General features: G+C 38.9%; 19 protein-coding genes. 15 read left to right on the top strand and 4 right to left on the bottom strand.

The features are described 5' to 3' along the window. Positions 1-453 precede the first annotated feature (453 nt). The 5 genes from NYE61_RS15200 to NYE61_RS15180 all read left to right on the top strand — a co-directional run bounded on the left by NYE61_RS15200 (position 454) and on the right by NYE61_RS15180 (position 5700). On the top strand, positions 454-2814 hold the full coding sequence (locus tag NYE61_RS15200; RefSeq protein ID WP_303446977.1) for a polyprenyl synthetase family protein: 2361 nt from the start codon (positions 454-456) through the stop codon (positions 2812-2814). 105 nt (positions 2815-2919) lie between these two features. Continuing rightward, positions 2920-3771, top strand: coding sequence for a GNAT family N-acetyltransferase (locus tag NYE61_RS15195; protein ID WP_118888356.1), 852 nt, complete (start codon positions 2920-2922; stop codon positions 3769-3771). A 66-nt stretch (positions 3772-3837) separates the two neighbouring features. Then, complete coding sequence (locus NYE61_RS15190; protein ID WP_303446978.1) at positions 3838-4434, top strand: class I SAM-dependent methyltransferase; 597 nt, start codon at positions 3838-3840, stop codon at positions 4432-4434. Between the two features lie 270 nt (positions 4435-4704). After that, entirely contained in the window at positions 4705-5244 is a 540-nt protein-coding gene (locus NYE61_RS15185) for a helicase (protein ID WP_303446979.1), read from the top strand. A 243-nt stretch (positions 5245-5487) separates the two neighbouring features. Continuing rightward, positions 5488-5700: a hypothetical protein gene (locus NYE61_RS15180; protein WP_095310462.1), complete on the top strand. Its 213-nt coding sequence runs from the start codon at positions 5488-5490 to the stop codon at positions 5698-5700. Positions 5701-5877: 177 nt separating this feature from the next. Here the strand turns inward: NYE61_RS15180 and NYE61_RS15175 are convergent, their stop codons facing one another. Further along, complete coding sequence (locus NYE61_RS15175; protein WP_251660114.1) at positions 5878-6612, bottom strand: YqcI/YcgG family protein; 735 nt, start codon at positions 6610-6612, stop codon at positions 5878-5880. A 181-nt stretch (positions 6613-6793) separates the two neighbouring features. Between NYE61_RS15175 and NYE61_RS15170 the strand changes: the two genes are divergently transcribed. From NYE61_RS15170 to NYE61_RS15155, 4 genes are all read left to right on the top strand, one after another. Next, positions 6794-7489 (top strand): response regulator transcription factor, encoded by a 696-nt coding sequence (locus tag NYE61_RS15170; protein WP_251660115.1) that lies wholly within the window; start codon positions 6794-6796, stop codon positions 7487-7489. Next, entirely contained in the window at positions 7482-8486 is a 1005-nt protein-coding gene (locus NYE61_RS15165; protein WP_118888353.1) for a sensor histidine kinase, read from the top strand. Before NYE61_RS15170 ends, NYE61_RS15165 begins: the two co-directional genes overlap by 8 nt. 100 nt (positions 8487-8586) lie before the next feature. Beyond that, positions 8587-9348, top strand: coding sequence for an ABC transporter ATP-binding protein (locus NYE61_RS15160; RefSeq protein WP_303446982.1), 762 nt, complete (start codon positions 8587-8589; stop codon positions 9346-9348). Beyond that, the gene (locus tag NYE61_RS15155; protein WP_303446983.1) at positions 9338-11290 is read left to right on the top strand and encodes an ABC transporter permease; all 1953 of its coding nucleotides are present in this window, start codon (positions 9338-9340) and stop codon (positions 11288-11290) included. Before NYE61_RS15160 ends, NYE61_RS15155 begins: the two co-directional genes overlap by 11 nt. A gap of 339 nt (positions 11291-11629) precedes the next feature. Here the strand turns inward: NYE61_RS15155 and NYE61_RS15150 are convergent, their stop codons facing one another. Both NYE61_RS15150 and NYE61_RS15145 read right to left on the bottom strand, forming a co-directional pair. Continuing rightward, positions 11630-11884 (bottom strand): YesK family protein, encoded by a 255-nt coding sequence (locus tag NYE61_RS15150; RefSeq protein ID WP_095310450.1) that lies wholly within the window; start codon positions 11882-11884, stop codon positions 11630-11632. 38 nt (positions 11885-11922) lie between these two features. Next, positions 11923-12468, bottom strand: a complete 546-nt coding sequence (locus tag NYE61_RS15145) for a hypothetical protein (protein ID WP_303446984.1) — start codon at positions 12466-12468, stop codon at positions 11923-11925. Between the two features lie 228 nt (positions 12469-12696). Here NYE61_RS15145 and NYE61_RS15140 point away from each other — a divergent pair, with 228 nt between their 5' ends. From NYE61_RS15140 to NYE61_RS15115, 6 genes are all read left to right on the top strand, one after another. Beyond that, positions 12697-13506 carry a YitT family protein gene (locus NYE61_RS15140; RefSeq protein ID WP_095310445.1) on the top strand — a complete coding sequence of 270 codons (810 nt, stop codon included), beginning with the start codon at positions 12697-12699 and terminating at the stop codon, positions 13504-13506. Positions 13507-13926: 420 nt separating this feature from the next. Next, on the top strand, positions 13927-15678 hold the full coding sequence (locus tag NYE61_RS15135; RefSeq protein ID WP_251660119.1) for a sensor histidine kinase: 1752 nt from the start codon (positions 13927-13929) through the stop codon (positions 15676-15678). After that, positions 15666-16397 carry a LytTR family DNA-binding domain-containing protein gene (locus tag NYE61_RS15130; RefSeq protein ID WP_095310441.1) on the top strand — a complete coding sequence of 244 codons (732 nt, stop codon included), beginning with the start codon at positions 15666-15668 and terminating at the stop codon, positions 16395-16397. The genes NYE61_RS15135 and NYE61_RS15130 overlap by 13 nt, the downstream gene beginning before the upstream one ends. 133 nt (positions 16398-16530) lie before the next feature. Beyond that, positions 16531-17982: a carbon starvation CstA family protein gene (locus tag NYE61_RS15125; RefSeq protein ID WP_303446985.1), complete on the top strand. Its 1452-nt coding sequence runs from the start codon at positions 16531-16533 to the stop codon at positions 17980-17982. Positions 17983-18103: 121 nt separating this feature from the next. Beyond that, positions 18104-18550, top strand: a complete 447-nt coding sequence (locus NYE61_RS15120; protein WP_095310437.1) for a hypothetical protein — start codon at positions 18104-18106, stop codon at positions 18548-18550. Beyond that, complete coding sequence (locus NYE61_RS15115; RefSeq protein WP_095310420.1) at positions 18538-18825, top strand: YxcD family protein; 288 nt, start codon at positions 18538-18540, stop codon at positions 18823-18825. Before NYE61_RS15120 ends, NYE61_RS15115 begins: the two co-directional genes overlap by 13 nt. Before the next feature lie 106 nt (positions 18826-18931). Here NYE61_RS15115 and NYE61_RS15110 read toward each other — a convergent pair whose 3' ends face one another. Then, a complete protein-coding gene (locus NYE61_RS15110; RefSeq protein WP_251660125.1) occupies positions 18932-19639 on the bottom strand; it encodes an N-acetylmuramoyl-L-alanine amidase in 708 nt (235 codons plus the stop codon). Positions 19640-19851: the final 212 nt, after the last annotated feature.

The raw sequence follows: 19851 nt of genomic DNA, 5'->3' as shown, positions 1-19851 counted from the left end.
TTCCCCCAATCGCTTTACCTAAAAACGTTAAATTTAAGGACTTTAGTTTTATTTAGCAGTTATTTGGGAGTACTTTAGTGGAGGCGGGATCGCTTCCCTAGAGAGTGTGATCGTGTTATATTGACGATACCTAAATTAAAAACTCTCCATACAAGGATGAATCTTTTTTCACAACTAGCACGTATTTAAACCGTGTTATCGTTAAGAGCGCATGACAAACCACTTCAGATTGTCAAAAATTGCAATCCCAAAACAAAAAGTCAATGGTTATATGATTAGCGTTTCAATTTATATTAGCTCTATTTTGTTATTATTAATTAGGATTCACTACCAAATAGAGTGCATCCTTCTAATATAGGAATTTCATCATAGGGATCGTAAACCAGCGTAGAATAATTTAGTATGGATTAAATTTTATATAGAAAAAATCAGGAATTCGAGGTAAGTAAACATATGAATGAAAAAACAATCATCAACGCGGACAACGCTTATCATAAAGCAGAGCAAAGAGCCGAAGCGTACTTTAAATCCTTATCTGGACAGCATGCTGACCAATCGTATGTCCAGGCATTAATAAAGGACTTGGAATTATGGAAACCACAGCATGTTCAACGTCGCTCTTTCATTTCAACTTTAACAAATAAAAAACAGCTCGATGATTACAAATTTATCCAATCATTGAAGTTGACTGGTAAATTGGATCCGTATTTGAAACGAAGCATTTCCTATATCTTCATGCGGGACATGGGGCATGCACTAGATTCTCCGGCTACACAAAGACGGATCGGCCGTATTGTCGGGCGTTTAAAAGAGCAGCTTACTAGGAAGCAAGCAGGTCAAGAAGACATGTTTAGTATGGCAAGATTGTACCGCATGGCTGAGAAAAATGGGATTGAGTCAACATTTATTTGGGTAACGGAAAAGCTAAACATGGTTACTGAAAATATACCAGCGGGCATGGATGCCGAAGAAGCACAGCGTAAATTAATTAAGATAATTGCTGGATTAGTAATGCAGGCAATAGAGGAAATGGGAGAAGACATTGATCCCGAAGAAAAGTCCGCCAAGCTCGAGCAAGCAATTCGACTAGGTTATGCCTACGGTCTCACCTATCCATTTATTGATGATTTACTCGATTCCAATGTATTGTCTGCTGAAGAGAAAAATCGCTATTCGGAGATGATCCGAATCACGCTCGTTACAGGGGTTGTCCCCCCGTTAGGTAAATGGACTGGAGAAAACGGGAAGCATATGCGTTTTATACATTCTGAACTGAAAGCCGCGTTTGAGTTGATTCACGAAAGCCTGCCTGCCGAGGACTGGGAGGCTTTTCTCGAACAGGCATATGTTTTTTATCAATCACAGGAGGTAGAACGTGTAAAGGATTTAAGAAATGAAACGTATACAAATGAAGAACTATACATTCCCGTTATTTTAAAGTCGTCGGCATCACGGCTCATCGTTCGTTCGATTATTGATGCTTCTGAGGATGAGGGGATTGACCAGCGGACATTTTACTATGGGATATACAACCAGCTTGCAGATGATTTTACTGATATGGCAGATGACCGGCAAGGCGGGAGAGTAACACCGTACACCTATTACCTTGAGCATTATGAGAAGCGCAAGGATCTGATTAATCCGTTTGAGCTTTATTGGACTGTTATCGCCAACTTCATTCACAACGTGTACGATTCCGATCCGCAGGCGCGTGAAGTAATCCTATCCCGGGCAATCAATAGTTTGAAGCGATTTAAAGCGAAAAAAGGAGAGCAAAAATATGAGCAAGTGATGGGGCTCCTTTTCTCCGGAATTCCCGCGTTACAAGAAACCGTCGATGATCTCGTGCAGCACGCAACAGACGTGGATTTTTTTGATAAATTAATTCGTGATCGTATGATTCGCAACCTAAGACAGGATCGGGAGGAAAGGGACGTTTTTGTCACTCAGGCAAAAAAGGTAAGAGAGGATTTAAATGCAACCCTGCCGATTTCTCAGTCAGAAGAAAATGTTCTCCTTGACGAGTCAATCATGGAAGCAGCAAATTATAGCTTAGGCAGCACCGGAAAACGGCTTCGCCCGATTATTACGTGGTTCATGGGCGTGGAGGAATATGGCTTGGATAAGAAAGCAATCCAACCACTGCTAAAATCACTGGAATATATGCATACAGCCTCCTTGATTTATGATGATCTGCCAGCTCAAGATAACGCAGATTTTCGTAGAGGTAACCCGACCTTACACCGAACATATACAACAGCTACCGCAGAGTTATCTGGGCTTTATTTAACACAACAAGCAGTGGCAGAGCAGGCATCTCTTCAAAGTTTTGATGCCAAATCCGTCCTCCAGCTCATTCACTATTCGGCAAATGTGACGGCTGACATGTGCCGGGGACAGGCGATGGATTTGCAGACAAAGGGAGAGCATTTAACACTCGAGCAATTGAATGAGATGTGCTTTTATAAAACCGGGCTAGGATTTGAGGCTGCTCTTATGATGCCTGCAATTCTAGCAGGTGCAAATGAATCTGAAAAGCATGCATTGAAACAATTCGCACGTCATGCAGGAATTGCCTTCCAGATTAAGGACGACTTGCTCGATGTGGAGGGCGATCCATCCGAACTTGGTAAATCACCATTTAGAGATGAAAAAAATAACAATTCCACGTTCGTCTCCGTTCTCGGGATAGAGGCAGCGAAAAAAGAAATGTGGGAGCATTATTGTTTAGCAATGGAGACCTTGCAAGTATTAAAGCATAATAATCCGTTTTTAAAGCATGTGTTGAATTATTTTGTGCACCGTGGGTATTGAAAGCACGAAATAGATTCTGTTACCTAGCGCGAACGTTGAAAATGACTAGCAAATTCAAGGAGGTTTGTTAGTCATTTTTTTAACCAAATAACTCGGAGGTGCCAAATGAATTATAAAAGATGTTCAGAAGTAGATAAACCATTGATTCATCAAGCATTTTTAAGTGGTTACGCAGACTATGCCATTCCAATGAATATAACACTTGAACCGTTCTTTGAAAGATTCTTTGGATCTGAGGGAAATACGTTAGAAGACTCCTTTATTGCCTTTCAAAATAATGAACCTGTTGGATTAATACTTGGCGGTATCAGAACTTTTGATAGGTTCAAAAACTTACGTTGTGGTACCCTATGTGTAACACCAGAATATCGTGGAGAAGGTGTGAGTCAAGCATTATTCCACTTGTTTGTTCAGAATGGAATCAATCAGCAATGTGACCGATTAAGTTTAGAAGTACTATCAGATAACGACCGTGCTATCCGCTTTTATGAGAAACAAGGATATAAAAAGTACCATACAATCAGCTATTTCAGTAAATCAGTGGATGATAATCAATTGAAACATACGATAGTGGAACATATAACGATTAAAGAGGTTGATCTATCCGTAGCAGAAGGGGTGAGAAAGGCTATTTTATCGACCCATATTAACTGGCAAAATGAAGCGGATTATTTTATGCAGGATTATACTGCTCACTGTTTTACTGCTTACCTTGCCGATCAGATAATAGGTACTTTGGTCATTACAGAGGCAGGTAAAATTTATTTTTTATATGTAAGTGAAGATGAAAGGGAAAAAGGAATTGCCCGTAATCTTTTAGCACATGCAATAATCGAACGAAACCTGAAAAAGCTGACGATCAGTATGCCTAACAATATTGATATGGCTGAATTTCTTAGAAAGCTAGGGTTTATGAAGGCAAATATAGAGCAGTATGAAATGTATAAGATGGTTTAAATTAATTTATACCGTTTCTATAATAATGAATACTAATATTAATTTTTAATAATAAGGGAGCAGCCTATGGAAAATAACATTTTTGAACAGCTGGCAAAAAAATATGATACAGAAGAAAGAATGGAATTAGCTAACGTGATCGTGAAGGAAGTAAAAGCCGAAATACAAAATAGCAAATCAAAATCTTTACTTGACTATGGAAGCGGCACTGGCCTAATCGGCTTAGAATTATCGGATTTAGTAGATTCTGTTTTGTTAGTGGATTCATCTGAGCAAATGCTGAAGGTTGCACAGGCTAAAATCACACACAGAGGAATTACCAATGCCAACGTACTTTACTCCGATTTCACAAAAGAAATTCCTGAACTGAAGGCAGATATTATTTTAATGTCATTGGTACTTCTTCATATTCCAGATACGAAGAAAATTTTACAAGCATTGTTCCATATTTTAAATGATGGTGGAAAGTTAGTTATTATTGATTTTGATAAAAATGATAAAATCAGTCACCCGAAAGTTCATAATGGTTTTTCACATGCGGAGCTAAAGGAGATATTAGCTGAAGTTGGATTTAAATCAAGTGATGTGAAAACCTTCTATCACGGAAAGCAGATTTTTATGAAGCAAGATGCTTCCATGTTTATTTCGAGTAGTATGAAGTAATTTGTTTTTGCTTCACATCTATGGAAGTGACCTGTGTATGTGTTGCACAAGTAAGATCATCAATTGATGGTCTTTTACTTCACTGATTAATTTCAGAAATTTGAAACTAAATTGTTAAGCATTATGTTATTATTTGTTTAGATACTGAATCTAATTGTACCTTATTCTTTTATTGGTCAAACAACCCTTAAAGAAACAGCTTAATTTAACAAGAGAATTGAGTATTTTTGATTTAAATCCTGCTACCTCATTATGAAGGAGTGAACGCAAATGCAAATATACCCCGACTGCACCGTCATTACTAGGACAATAGAGGTTGGCGGGCTAACGAAATCACAGCTTATTCAAAAATTGCAACAACATTCTATCATGATGAATGGGTATGGAGAAAAACTATTATTGAATAATAAGGTCACTACATCAGAAACAAAATACTGCTTAAAGATCGTTGAACTAACGGTTAGGGATCTTGGCTTTCCCGATGGGGCTACAATGCCACAGATTTTTAAACGAGCAGGCGAACTTGGCTTGGAGTTATGTCCACTTGAACTGGGACCTCACCTAAGACTAAAGCATCTAGATCAAACTGAAGGTAATTCAGAAAATCTCTCACCCCAGCATCAAGCTCCTTCTGGCTCCATCACAATAGCATCCGAAGTAATAAGTGAAGACGATGATTTTCCTAAAGGCTTTTACCTCAGAAAAATTAACGGCGTGTTGTGGCTACGCGGGTATATTGCGGATCAACTGCACGTTTGGAATCCGGATGTTCACTTTGTCTTTTGCCAAACACAAAAAGCTGGCACTTAAATTTAACTGGTCTTTAATTCTGTTTCAAGAAAAGCCTCCTTATGGGGAATAAAGCACCTTTTGAAAGCTAGATGAAACATTTATGCTAATTGAATTAACGAAAATACTTAGTGTCAAATTTCAGGGGGTATTGAATATTCAAAAGCATTTTTTTGAGTAGGTGGCTTAAAAAGGGCTTCAACTAGTACAAGAGTTTAAACTGCTAGAACAAATTGATTTTATTTATCAAAATGGGGTGATGTAGTGGGATTTTATTATTTTATCATTCTTTCTATAGGCGTTTGCCTTATTTCAGGAGCTGCTTTACAAGCATTTAAGCATCTTTCACTCTCAAATAAATGGGTGATATTTTTAGGCTCTACTGGTGTTCTATTAATTGGTTTATCAGTCTTTTTATTTACACCAGGCAGCTCTGATATTATTGCTGATATCCTGAGATTGACTAACTATCCGTGATGAGGATAGTTGAGGTGAAACAGAAATGATACTTAAACAAAATATATTATTTATATAAGGAGATGATTCCTTGGTTAGTGCATTGGAAGCAATGCTTTCAGCCCTTCAAAAAAGGGTCGAAAGCATTTTTTGTTCATAGCAATTTATTTATACGCGCTGAAATCTCATGAGATCATTTTAGGCTTGTGATTTATGATGGAATGGACATTTTCCTTGGATTGGTTCTATATCATCTCCAATAAAAAACTGCTTCCATTCGTTATGAGTCAGGTCGCCAAAGTGCCCGATATCAGGGTGTTTAGGCAGATCATCCCAAGCTTCTACACGATCACGAACTTTTTCACGAGACATCATACCGGCTTTTTCGGTTCCTTCCAATCCTTCAAAAATTTTGCGAGGCTGAAATCCAAGCACCATTGCGTTTCCGAGATCTCGTGTTTTCCTCTTCTTATATGCTGGCGCATTTCCAAATGCAAAAATGGGCTCACCATTAAAATGAAAATCCCATAAATGATGGTCTGGATCACGAGGAGCCTGTGCTGGCCATTCCACTTCATCTGCTTCATGCAAATATTGCAGAATCTCCCAAAATTGCTTGCGGTAATCCTCTAGATTGCCCTCTTGCTCAAAAGGCTCAACAAATACAAAAAGTCCGTGCCTTTTATAGTTCGGTGATTGAAACAGCTGTAGAAAGTTTTCAATTGCAGACGGTAAATTACTCCAGTCGTTTTGGCTTATAAAAGCATAGCGGAGCTCGCCCTTCAATTCGGCTCTCATCCCAAAAAAACAAGGAAATGTTTTATCTGTGACCGTGTTATGAAAAGTTACATATTCTTGATGGAGCCAACTCGGCAGGTCTGTTCTGTTATAAAAATCCTCTTTTGTTAATAACACTTTTTCCTTTGTAGTCATTGTTCGCCTCCACTGATATATTCATATTTCCCTTATACCCCTTTTACCCTTCTTGTCTTTTCTAAAAACGATTTTCGCCAAATACTAGTTCTTGAAAACATATATTCCAAAACCCTAGCAGCCCCCTCCTTTTTTAAGGTACAATTATAATAGAATGCAATATAGAAATGTGGTGGCTTCCTTGTTTAAAATTATGCTTGTTGAAGACGATGCTTCCTTATTTAATGAAATAAAAGAACGCTTATCCCAATGGTCGTATGGCGTGTACGGTGTTCAAGATTTCAATCATGTGATTCAGGAATTCACAGAAGTGAAGCCTGATCTAGTCATTATTGATATCCAATTGCCGAAATTCGATGGGTTTCATTGGTGTCGCATGATTCGCTCACATTCCAATGTCCCGATTATCTTCCTGTCCTCACGTGACCATCCGACAGACATGGTGATGTCCATGCAGCTTGGTGCAGATGACTTTGTTCAAAAGCCGTTTCATTTCGATGTGCTCATCGCTAAGATTCAAGCAATTCTTCGGCGTGTGTACAATTACAATAATGAACAAACGGAATTGCGAACATGGTGCGGCGCAACAGTTGATTATACGAAAAATACCGTCAGCAACCATCTAGGAAGCCTTGAATTAACGAAAAATGAAATGTATATTTTGAACGTTTTAATCGAGCAAAAAAATCAAATTGTTAGCCGCGAAGAACTCATTAAACGTTTATGGGATGATGAGCGTTTTGTCAGTGATAACACATTAACCGTTAATGTGAATCGGCTACGTAAACGCTTGGGAGAACTAGGGTTGGGGAGTTTTATTGAAACAAAGGTTGGACAGGGCTATATCGCGATAGAAGAGGCGTATCCGCATGATTAGAAAATATATGATTGAAAGACGCAGCTGGATCATCCTCTTTCTAGCCTTGCAAGCCCTCTTCCTGCTAATTGCTTACCTTGACGCATCCATCCCCTTTCAATCGATTTTGTACATTGTTTTTTTGAGCTGCATTATTTTCATTCTCTTTTTGATGGTTCGTTTTCAAAAAGAGACAACCTTTTATAAGGAATTAGAAGCGTTGGGCGATGACTTTGATTTAATAAGTTTAAAAGATGCGAGAACACCGTTTGAAAAAATAACAAATACACAACTAACCGATCAAGCCCAGTACTACAAAAAATCGTTATCGGATCTTCTTATCAGTGTGGAGCAGGAAAAAGATGATCTCTTAGGCTGGATTCATGAAGTGAAAACGCCCTTAACGACCATGCAATTAATGATGGATCGCATGGAAGATGAACGGTTAAAGGCACAATTAAATAATGAATGGTTACGAATCCATCTCTTGCTCGATCAGCAGCTCCATCAGCGACGCATCCCTTTTATTAAAAACGATCTATATATCGAGGTCACTGCCTTAGAGGCGCTCCTTTACAAAGAAATAAAGGATTTAAAATCATGGTGTATGCAAAAAGGAATCGGGTTTGATATTTCTTTACAGAATCCAGAGGTTCTAACCGATGCAAAATGGCTTTCGTTTATGGTCAGACAGCTGTTAACGAATGCTGTCAAGTACAGCGAGAACTCGGACATCCTCATTTCAAGCTATCTAGAAGCAGGCCAAATTAAGTTAGTGATTCAAGATGCAGGACGGGGAATCGACCCGAGAGACCTCCCGCGTATTTTTGACAAAGGCTTTACATCAACGACAAGTCACCAGGACAATGCTGCAACTGGTATGGGACTTTATTTGACCAAAAAGGCAGCTGCATCTTTAGCAATCGAGATTGATGTACAATCAACTCTTGGAGAAGGCACGACCTTCACCTTAACCTTTCCAAAAAAGAATACATTTGTACAACTCACAAGCATGTGACAAAATTGTCATATGCTTCTTCTTTTTGTTCGGTAAATCGAAGGAAAAGGCTATAGGAATCGATTAAGCTAATACTAACGAATAAATCGGGAGTGAGAACATGCATATATTACAAGCAACTAAAATCCATAAAAGCTATGGAAATAAGTTTAATAAACAAGAAGTGTTAAAAGGCATCGATATGACCGTGGAAAAGGGTGAATTCGTTAGTATTATGGGGGCATCCGGTTCGGGAAAAACGACCTTGCTCAATGTATTATCTTCCATCGACGAAGTCAGTCAAGGGTCGATTAAAATAGAGAACACTGATTTTACACGCATGCGTGAAAAACAATTAGCCGAATTTCGGAAGCAGCATTTAGGGTTTATTTTTCAGGAGTATAATTTACTCGATACGTTGACCGTTAAGGAAAATATTCTATTGCCATTATCTATTAAGAAGACACCTAAAAAAGAGGCAGATCAAAAATTCCGTGCACTCGCTGCAGAACTTGGGATTGCCGATTTAAAAGATAAGTATCCAAATGAAATCTCTGGTGGACAAAAACAGCGTACATCCGCAGCTCGTGCATTCATTCATGAGCCGAGCATCATATTCGCAGATGAACCAACAGGAGCTCTCGATTCCAAAGCAGCTTCTGATTTATTAAATAAATTAAGTTACTTGAACGAAAAGCTGCGATCAACGATTATTATGGTAACGCATGATCCGGTTGCTGCAAGCTATTCTTCCAGAGTGATTTTTATCAAGGATGGTCAAATTTATACCCAATTAAATAAGGGAGAGGAAACAAGACAAACCTTTTTCAAAGATATTATGAAAACACAAGGCGTATTAGGCGGGGTTCATCATGAGCATTAATCATCTCATCTACCGTAACCTGAAAAAGAATTTGAAGAATTATTATCTCTACGTCTTTGCCTTAATCTTTAGTGTCGCGCTTTATTTCGCATTTGTTACCTTGCAGTTTGACCCGGCAATGGATGCAGCAGAAGGGTCGATAAAAGGAGCTGCCGGAATTCGAACAGCATCCATCGTTCTTGTTGGTATTGTTACGATCTTTTTGTTATATGCAAATACAATCTTTATTAAACGGCGCAGCAAAGAAATTGGATTATTTCAATTGATTGGGATGACAAAAGGTAAAATCTTTCAAATACTTACACTTGAAAATCTCATCTTATACTTCGGGTCACTTGTCATCGGAACTTTTATCGGTTTTGCAGCTTCGAAATTTATTATGATGATTTTGTTGAACGTTATTGGTATCGAACAGGTAGCCACCTTACGTTTTTCGACGGAGGCCATGATCCAAACATTACTTGTTTTTACAGCGATTTATTTTTGCATTATGATTATGAACTTACTATTTATTAAAAGACAGAGCATCCTATCCTTATTCCGTGTTCGCTCATCGACTGAAGCAAGGGCTAAGAAAATGTCCATCCTTCAAATGATTATCAGCGTTATCGGAATTGGACTTATTATTACCGGCTACTTTGTCTCAACAAAACTATTTGGTGGCGACTTTGTCACATTTCCCCAATTAGTTATAGCAATGGTGAGCATTCTGGCTTCTGTCATTATTGGGACGTATTTATTTTATAAAGGGAGCGTTAGCTTTATCTTTCATCTCATTCGAAAAAGCAAGGGCGGCTATTTAAATCTGAATGATGTCTTATCCCTTTCATCGATTATGTTCCGTATGAAGTCGAATGCATTGCTATTAACCATCATCACCACTGTATCAGCGCTTGCGATTGGATTATTATGTCTCAGTTATATTTCCTATTATTCAGCAGAAAAATTAGCGGAACAAAATGTACCGGCGCATTTTTCGATTGCAACTACAGAAGAGGCAGAGACATTTAAAGCTTTACTAAACAAGGAAGATATTGCGTATGAAGAAACAAATATAGATGTTGTTCAAGTTGATTTGGATGTTTCACAAATCATGGAGACGGATTTCAGTGAGTCAGAAATGGTAGCCGATCCAGATAAAATGCTATTACCTGTAGTAAGTGAAGAGGCGGTAGAAGGTATAGATGTGTCTTCCCAAGAGCTCATCCTTACTGGATATAGCGGAGTTCTCGAACAGTTTATTTCATTGAAAGAATCTGGTGAAGTAGCGTTCGTCACCCCAAACGGAGAGATTAAGCAAAACTTTCTAGGCTTACGTGAAGGGACCATCCTTCCCTATAATTTCACTGGTGGCGGATTACCAACCGCTATTGTTGACAGCACCATATTCGAAAAGTTAGTGCAGGACATGGATCCAGAGATTCAAAATCAGCCGCCAATCTATATTGGAATCGATATCGAAGACCAATCAGATTTAGCACAGGCAGATGAAATCTTCCAATCACTCGAGTTACAGGATGAGGGTTCGAATCTTTCCCAGCTTGCGTCATTACAAAATCAAAAAAGTACAATGGGGCTCGTTATGTTTATCGTTGGATTTCTAGGCTTAGCCTTTCTTATTACGTCTGGCTGTATTTTATACTTCAAACAGATGGATGAGAGTGAAGAAGAAAAGGCTAATTATACAATTTTAAGGAAACTAGGATTTACACAAGGTGATTTATTACGTGGTATATGGCGAAAACAGCTTTTTAACTTTGGTATCCCATTAGTAATTGGATTGTGCCATAGCTATTTCGCAGTCAAATCTGGTTGGTTCCTTTTCGGTACAGAATTGTGGACACCAATGATTATCGTCATGATCATTTACACAGCATTGTATTCTATTTTTGGCATATTGTCTGTGTTGTATTATAAAAGAGTCATTAGAGAATCACTCTAGAGGGACAGCATTGCTACCCTTGTTCCTTGTCCCTACTAGGCCAACCTAAAAAATATATAAAAGTGGGTGTACTATGGAAGAATTCTTTTTCATCGTTGCAATGCTCTCATTTGCTGGTGCTATAATCATACTCATCACAAGCATTTTAAATAATGGTATAAAGGGTATTTTTAGTACAGGTCGAAAATCATCTAAATGGATGACCATCCTATTTAGTCTGTATATGATATGTTTTATTACTTACCTCTCTATTTCTAAATAATACGAATGGCAGTGAACCTCTTTACAGGCTTCACTGCTTTTCAATTACAAATTGTACGATGATTAATAATACGACCATTATTTGCTTAGAAGATATCGAAACCCGATCATTAGGAAAACAATAATCGAAGCTAAATAAAGAGACACACTGATAAAGCCTAGCCCCATCCCTTCCCATCCTCCAAACATCAAGCTGATCACAACGAGTACGACACTTAAAATATTGATTATAATCGGAACTAGCAGTTTTTTCGCTTTAAAAAGGAATGCAATGACCAAAATGACAATTATGAAAACAAGTGTCAATATAATGAAACCACGAAAACCTTCCATCTCTTCCCCCTCCTATGTGGACAAAAGCAACACACGACTTACTTCCATACCTTTGCATACTTCCTCTGATACTTTACATCGTCCTCTTGATTGATTAGCTCAAGCGCCTTCTCTTTTATCATCTCATCCTGTACGTGTTCATACAAATTCCGTATCGCCTGAATAATATCGAAGCGAACTAATGTATAGTTTTTCTCCCCCTCACACATCGTAAACCGCTCCATAAAGTGATTCATGACGAGCGCTTTCTGTTCTTCGCCAGCTAAGCCTACTTTCCAGATTGCTTGCAAACTGTGTCGTGCTGTAACTGTTTTTGGGTCCTTCGTCATCTGCCATAGCTTCGAAAAATCGGTTAATATCCGCTTTTCTGGATCACTTATAGCAAGCCCTGCTAAAAGCTGCGCATATCTCGAACGTGTATGATTATCGGATGAAGTTAGTCCTGCTACCAGTTCATCCCACACTTCATAAGCCCAATCTACCTCAACCTCTGTAGCGGCAAGAAGTTGCATAAATGCTTCATATTGAACTTGCTTATCTTCATTATTTAAATTGGCAAAATACGTTTGAATCGTGCTGTGCATTTGAATCCTCCATTTCAAAAACAATCTCCTTAACTCAAATCTTACCACACTCCAAGAGTGCCTTCTAGAATCGGTTAAAAGAATAAATTCATGATTTCGTAACAAAAAGCGAAAACTAAGTTAAAAAAGTGCTGACAACGGGTGTGTTTTCAGATAAGATGTTGTGGTGGTTTAAAACGGTCGTCCATCACCAAGAATTCACATCATATATTTAGGAGGTTCCAATAAATGAAGAAAAATATAATGGTAATCGCTGGGTCCCTGCTTGTGGCAATAGCCTTTAACTTTTTCCTAGTTCCATTTGAAATTTTGAGCAGCGGCGTTAGTGGAATTGCTATTTTACTTGGATTGCTCACCCCATTTGATACAGGAGTATTTAATCTTGTTTTGAATATCCCAATTCTTATTCTTGGCTACTATAAGCTCGGTAAGGAAATTACAATAAATACGCTCGTTTGTGTTGTAACACTATCCATCTTCTTATATGTATTACCCGTCATAAGTCTGACAGACAATATTTTACTATCTGCCATTTTCGGAGGTGTGCTTGGCGGTATTGGGATTGGTGTCGTTATGAAATTCTCCGCAACGTCCGGAGGATTCGATATTATCGCAATGATTATTTCACGCACCAGTAATTTCAGTGTAGGATTACTGCTTACTGGAATGAATGGCGTTATTGTGCTTTTTTCTGGCATGATTTTCAATTGGAACATTGCATTATATACACTGCTTTCGATTTATTTAACCGGTAGAATGATTGATAAAATTCACACGAGTCATATTAAATTAACAATGCAGATTGTCACAACAAAGGGCGAGGCGATACGCAAGGAATTACTGAAATCCATTTACCGAGGCATTACGATTACGGATGGGTATGGTGGCTACACCAATGAATCAAAGCAAATTTTGATGATGGTTGTTACCCGCTATGAAACATTAAAAATTAAAGAGATTGTTCGATCTCATGATGAAAAGGCCTTTATTAATGTGTTTGAAACTGTTGAGATTGATGGTGAGTTTGCGAGGAATTGATCAGGTCTTTGGAGATGCAAGGTTAAACAAATCGCCCACTGAGTGAGACGAACCGTTGTACTAGCATCATCATATCGCATAAAATAACGAAATGCTCATCCGAAAGCAAAGGGTTCAGTTTTATAAGGCGGTTTCTTTCCTGATTTCTTCCGGAGCCTTCATGCACTGCTGACAGTAGATTAGAAATCTTGGCATTCACCATGCTTTTAGGTGAATGCCTTTTTATGTTGCCTTCCCGATTCCCTTAAAATTATAGGCTTTTAACCATATGGGAAGTGAGAGCATGCGCACCTAAGAAAAATTGGAATGCAACCCCAAAATGTATCTTATTCCCCAATTTTCAAACATATCCGAACCTGTTATACTTATTGAAAACCCTTACCTATTCACTTGATTTCAATTGTAAAAAGGAGGCTTTCGATGTTCGAATTATTGGTGACATTGGTAGAACGCGTGGGAATTATTGTAACAATCGCCTTTATTTTAACGAGATTTCACTTTTTCCGGAACATGTTTTATCAAGATCAGCTTAATCGGAAGCAGCAGCTTACCGCCATTATTTTCTTTGGATCCTTTGGGATTATTGGTACATATACAGGATTGAGCTTAAGCACAGAAAGCCTCCAATTTAACCGCTGGGCAACCGATTTGACGACCGAAGAAGCACTTGCCAACTCAAGAGTGATCGGCATTGTGATTGCCGGCCTGCTCGGTGGTCCTAAGGTCGGTATTGGCGCAGGGCTTATTGCTGGTCTGCATCGATTTACATTAGGTGGTTTCACAGCCATTGCTTGTGGAATAGCTACCATCATTGCAGGCATTCTAGCAAGTCTGTTTCATAAGAAAAACAAGCGTATAAAGCTGCGTAGTGCCTTCTTAATTGGGGCATTAGCAGAGACAATCCAAATGCTTATCATTGTCCTCGTCGCACGTCCTGTGGAGCAAGCGTGGGCTTTAGTAAATATCATCGGTGTTCCGATGATTGTAGCGAATGGAATGGGCACGGTCCTTGTTCTTTTAGTAATCAAAAGTGTCCTCCGTGAGGAAGAAAAGGCAAGCGCCATGCAAGCCCAAAAAACATTACGAATTGCCGATATGACGCTTGCACATCTGCAAAGTGGGCTCCATATTAATTCCGCGGATGCAGTGTGCCGTATTATTCATAACGAACTAAAAACAAGTGCCGTTTCCATAACGAATAAAACCGAAATACTTGCACATGTTGGTCTTGGACATGATCATCATCAAAAAGAAAAGCCAATCCAGACGCAGATTACACTCGATGCCATTAAGCGCGGTGAAATTCTTATTGCCAACCCAGATTCGATTCATTGCTCGGTAGAAGGCTGTCCTCTTGGAGCAGCCGTTATCGCACCCTTAAAGCAGCGCGGTGAAACAATTGGCACATTAAAATTTTACTTCCAGTCTGAAAATGATCTGACGAATGTGAATATCGAACTTATCAAAGGCCTGAGTTCGATGATGAGTCACCAGCTTGAAGTGGCACACGCAGACAGGGCATATCAGCTAGCAAAAGATGCCGAAATAAAAGCGTTACAAGCACAAATCAGCCCGCATTTTCTATTCAATACGTTAAACACGATTGTTTCATTGATTCGCCTTAACCCAGCTAAAGCACGGAAAATGCTTGTTTCGTTATCGCATTTCCTCCGGCAAAATTTATCCGCTACAACACAGGAAGTAACTACACTGGAGCAAGAATTGAAGCACGTGAAAGCCTATTTAGCATTAAATAAAGAGCGGTTTTACGATAAATTAAACGTGAACTATACGATCGAAAAGGATATCCTTTCGCATCATATTCCACCGCTCACGCTTCAGCCAATCGTTGAGAATGCGATCACCCATGGATTTAAAGATAAGGAAAGTAATTGTAACCTGGAAATAGTGATGAAGAAGCAACGAGAAGTTATTTATATTAGCATCGAGGATAATGGAAAAGGAATGAGTAAAGCGGCAGCAGCCAAGATACATCAAGCACCAATTGATTCTGAAACTGGAAGCGGCCTAGCACTTTATAATGTTAATCGAAGGCTGAGTATGATGTTTGGACAGCATGCATCACTTCATGTAACAAGCAGTATCGAGAGCGGCACGAAAATTCATTTCACTCTACCGTATGAGGAGGTTAGGAAACAGTGGATCAGTTAATCCGAGCACTCGTCGTTGATGATGAGCCTCACAACCGAAAGGAATTAAAGCATTTATTAGGTAACTTTCCCCACCTTCAAGTTATCGAAGAAGCGGAATCAGGGGAAACAGCTATTATGAAGACGATTCAGCATCAGCCAGATGTCGTCTTTCTTGATGTGGAAATGCCAAAAATGAGTGGAATGGAAACAGCAAAAGCAATCAAGGAACTTAAAAAAGCACCATTGGTTGTCTTTGCTACCGCATATCCACAGTTTGCTGCCGAGGCGTTTCGCTATAATGCGGTGGATTATTTGCTTAAGCCTTATGATGAAGAGCAATTACAGGAGACAATCGAACGGATTGAAAAAAAACTCGGAGCAACAATTGAAGCAGATACAGGAAAACAGGCCGGAAAACTTGCTGTAGAAGCAGACGGAGATATCTTTTATGTTGAACCCGAGGATATTTTATATATGTCGAGAAGCGATAAACGAACCAAGCTCGTTACCAAGAGCGGCGAATTTGAAACAAAGATTGCCCTTAAAGACTTAGAAACTAGACTTCTAACGTATGGTTTCTTTCGAATTCATAAAAGCTTCTTAGTCAATTTAGAGTATGTCACACGACTTACCCCATGGTTTAACGGTGCATACCACTTACAATTAGAAGGAAGTGACGATACGTTATCTGTAAGTAGAAATTATGTAAAAGCATTACGTAGTCGACTGGAAATCTAACAACTTGCATCTTAATCCAGTCAGCTGACATGATAATTCGAAATGATTACCTTTTACGCCCAATTCTCCCCTACTGTCCTTTGATTCTTTTATACTATTATGAAACCGGATTCATAAAAGGAGGAGACGCAGGTTGTATACATTTCTTGCAGGTATTGCACTATTAATTATTGGTTATTTTACGTATGGGAAATTTATTGAAAAGCTCTTCGGTGTTAAAGATGAGCGTCCAACACCTGCCTATGTAAACAGTGATGGTGTGGACTATATTCCGATGAGCACACCAAAGAATTCACTCATACAGCTACTGAATATCGCTGGGACAGGCCCCGTATTTGGTCCAATTATGGGTGCACTTTATGGACCAGCAGCATTTATTTGGATTGTTGTCGGGTGTATTTTTGCAGGGGCAGTTCATGATTATTTGACAGGAATGATTTCTATCCGAAATCGTGGCGCTCATTTGCCAGAGCTTGCCAGTAAGTTTCTTGGAAAGGTTATGAAGCATGTCGTAAATGGCTTTGCTGTTCTGCTTTTATTATTAGTTGGTACGGTATTTGTTTCCACACCAGCCAGCTTGCTTCACCTGCTCACAGATGGAAGTGTGGCATTATGGATCTTTATCGTAGCTATTTTTGCTTATTATATTATCGCTACACTACTTCCGGTAGATAAAGTAATTGGACGCTTATACCCGTATTTTGGTGCCTTGCTGTTAATTAGTGCACTTGGTGTAGGGATAGGTTTAGTTGCTACAAATGCACCAATTCCAGAGCTTTCCTTCCAGAATTTCCATCCTGAAGGGGCAGCTATTTTCCCACTGCTATTTTTCACTATTTCTTGTGGTGCGCTGTCTGGATTCCATGCGACACAAACACCAATTATTTCCCGTACAACCAAAAGGGAAAAAGAAGGCCGCAAAATTTTCTATGGCATGATGATTGCAGAAGGAATCATCGCAATGATTTGGGCTGCTGCGGCAATGAGTATGTTCAATGGCTATAACGGATTGAATGAAATCTTAGCAGCTGGTGGCCCCGGAGCAATTGTTAGTGAATCATCAACTATTCTTCTAGGTGCAATCGGTGGAACGCTTGCTGTACTTGGTGTCGTTGTTCTACCAATCACTTCCGGAGATACTGCATTCCGAAGTGCACGGATGATTATCGCAGATTACTTAAACATCGCACAGAAAAAGTTTTCAAGTCGCCTGTGGATTGCCGTACCACTTTTCGTCGTTTCCGCTGTCTTAACACAGATTGACTTTAACTTATTGTGGCGATATTTCAACTGGGCAAACCAATCAACAGCCGTCATTGCACTTTTTGTAGGAGCGATGTATCTATATATAGCACGGAAAAACTACTTTGTGGCATTAATCCCTGGAACATTCATGCTCGTGATGGTAATTACCTATATTTTATCACAGCCAATAGGATTTAATTTACCAATGAACATTTCATGGACTGGCGGATTTACCGGAGCAGCAATCATTGTCCTATTGTTCTTTATGGCCGCTAAGAAAGCAAGAGCAAGTAATATCCCACTGGAAATTGATGTTTCGGACTGGAAGCGAGCTTCTTAGGAAGAAGCCTACACCTGATAAAGGCGTTCAGATAACTTATCTGGATGCCTTTTAAAATCGTGCAATACAATAAATTATAGTATAATAGACTACGATACAATTTATGAAGGAGATTAAAGAAATGAAGAAGATTTTAACAGCTTTGATTACCGCAACACTTCTATTTTCACCAATTGGAAATATTATTTTTCAAGATCACACCATTACGGTTGAAGCAAAATCCTATAAATCTGGAAAGAAAGGCTTCAATTTCAATTCAAACAAAAGCAACACAAACAACAATAACTCTCTTTTTCAAAACAATAAGAACAACAATAGTAAATCAACAACGAATACAAATAAAAGCGGTGGATTGATGTCAGGCGGTCTTATGAAAGGGCTCATGCTAGGAGGTCTTGCTGGGCTGCTATTTGGTGGTTTATTAGGAAACTTAGGCATGCTCGGTTCTTTAGTGGGACTAGCTGTAAACATTCTAGCAATTGTTATTCTCTTTGCGATTGTCCGTAAAATTTTCACCTTCTTCACGAAGAAGAAAAAGGATGAGGATGCAAATCCATGGAGAAGCTAATTCTTTCAGAGCAGGATATTATTAATGCCATTTGTGTGTATACCGCTCGCAAAAAGCAAGTTGAGCCAGATGAAGTGGAAGTAGAGCTGATGTATGACGATGATACTGGCTTCTCTGCTGAAGCATTCGCCGGCGGTCGTAAGCAAGTTTTGGTTACAGGAAATATTATCGAAGCGTTACGACTATGGCTTGATGAATTTTTAAATGAGGACCCATTTGCTGGCATTAAGCTCGAATTAGATGATGAAGCTGGGATTATTGCAAGAATTCGATAGAATGAAAGACGATGGAGTAATATCCATCGTCTTTTTCGGTTGGTAGAACATTTACCTCGGAGCTTGGTAGTATTATTAAGTTTGCTGACCGAACCTGATCCAAATCCTAATATCCTATTCTACCCCAATCAAATAGTGAACCAGGATCATTTTTTCGATCTGGAGCATATTCATCGTGACCGATAACATGCTCCCTATCCCTTTTGACCTCTGGGTATCGTTCATGAATGGTATGTAGTAAGCTTTTTAGCGACTCATATTGTGCATCTGTATATCCGATAAAAGAATTGTCAAGCGCATCGTATGTATCTTCTGTAATAAAGGTGGACATTTCTTCCTTCGTTCCAATAGCCAGCAGCTCAATTCCAATCGAATAGGCATTCAATTTATTTTCATACGCTGGAAAACGCGACAAGCTCCCTGAACCTGCATGATAAGCAATACGATCCTCTTGTACAAACTTGTAAATTACTCCTTCCCGATCTATCACATAATGCGCGGAAACACCATAATCCATAAAAATCTTATGGATATCCTCTACCTGATATGGAGTGTGCGGCTTTTCTGTAACGTTACTACTAAAATGAAGCATCACATGGCTAATTGGTGTTGAACGCGTTTCCGAGTTTTCTAGCGGAAGCAGGTAATCTTTTATTTCTAATTCACCATAAGATATATCCGCCATGCCAGCATCCATTTCCTCGTCTTTCGCTACAGCCTTCTCCCTTTTTTCCCACAGGTAAAAAACAGATAAGATGAGAAGCAAGATTGCCCCAGTGACTACGACAATAACTTTTAAATTTGTATGAATCATCTCCGTCTAGCGCTCCCCTTTAGTAGTTATTTAAACTCAGAAAATAATTATGAATAGTCTCTTTTTCCCATATACTAATATAGAACATTTTAACTAATTTCCGTTTATCGACACATTCCTTTTGAATAAGCAAGTTTTTTTATATAAAAGAACGTATTTTAATGTGATTTTTCTGTTCCAACCCATGATACGTTCGGAAATTTTGCTTTTCC

Origin of the sequence: Oceanobacillus sp. FSL W7-1304 (assembly GCF_037969805.1) — a bacterium.
Classification (GTDB): Bacteria; Bacillota; Bacilli; order Bacillales; family Amphibacillaceae; genus Oceanobacillus; species Oceanobacillus profundus.
Note: the sequence above shows the minus strand (reverse complement) of the source record. Positions and strands in the feature narration are given on the sequence as shown.

What these genes read in the sequence shown, in the direction of transcription:
- NYE61_RS15115 (WP_095310420.1), top strand. Translation starts at nt 18,538, where the DNA reads ATGGAGAAGCTAATTCTTTCAGAGCAGGATATTATTAATGCCATTTGT.
- NYE61_RS15190 (WP_303446978.1), top strand. Translation starts at nt 3,838, where the DNA reads ATGGAAAATAACATTTTTGAACAGCTGGCAAAAAAATATGATACAGAA.
- NYE61_RS15195 (WP_118888356.1), top strand. Translation starts at nt 2,920, where the DNA reads ATGAATTATAAAAGATGTTCAGAAGTAGATAAACCATTGATTCATCAA.
- NYE61_RS15120 (WP_095310437.1), top strand. Translation starts at nt 18,104, where the DNA reads ATGAAGAAGATTTTAACAGCTTTGATTACCGCAACACTTCTATTTTCA.
- NYE61_RS15145 (WP_303446984.1), bottom strand. Translation starts at nt 12,468, where the DNA reads ATGCACAGCACGATTCAAACGTATTTTGCCAATTTAAATAATGAAGAT.
- NYE61_RS15155 (WP_303446983.1), top strand. Translation starts at nt 9,338, where the DNA reads ATGAGCATTAATCATCTCATCTACCGTAACCTGAAAAAGAATTTGAAG.
- NYE61_RS15175 (WP_251660114.1), bottom strand. Translation starts at nt 6,612, where the DNA reads ATGACTACAAAGGAAAAAGTGTTATTAACAAAAGAGGATTTTTATAAC.
- NYE61_RS15150 (WP_095310450.1), bottom strand. Translation starts at nt 11,884, where the DNA reads ATGGAAGGTTTTCGTGGTTTCATTATATTGACACTTGTTTTCATAATT.
- NYE61_RS15200 (WP_303446977.1), top strand. Translation starts at nt 454, where the DNA reads ATGAATGAAAAAACAATCATCAACGCGGACAACGCTTATCATAAAGCA.
- NYE61_RS15160 (WP_303446982.1), top strand. Translation starts at nt 8,587, where the DNA reads ATGCATATATTACAAGCAACTAAAATCCATAAAAGCTATGGAAATAAG.
- NYE61_RS15135 (WP_251660119.1), top strand. Translation starts at nt 13,927, where the DNA reads ATGTTCGAATTATTGGTGACATTGGTAGAACGCGTGGGAATTATTGTA.
- NYE61_RS15110 (WP_251660125.1), bottom strand. Translation starts at nt 19,639, where the DNA reads ATGATTCATACAAATTTAAAAGTTATTGTCGTAGTCACTGGGGCAATC.
- NYE61_RS15140 (WP_095310445.1), top strand. Translation starts at nt 12,697, where the DNA reads ATGAAGAAAAATATAATGGTAATCGCTGGGTCCCTGCTTGTGGCAATA.
- NYE61_RS15165 (WP_118888353.1), top strand. Translation starts at nt 7,482, where the DNA reads ATGATTAGAAAATATATGATTGAAAGACGCAGCTGGATCATCCTCTTT.
- NYE61_RS15185 (WP_303446979.1), top strand. Translation starts at nt 4,705, where the DNA reads ATGCAAATATACCCCGACTGCACCGTCATTACTAGGACAATAGAGGTT.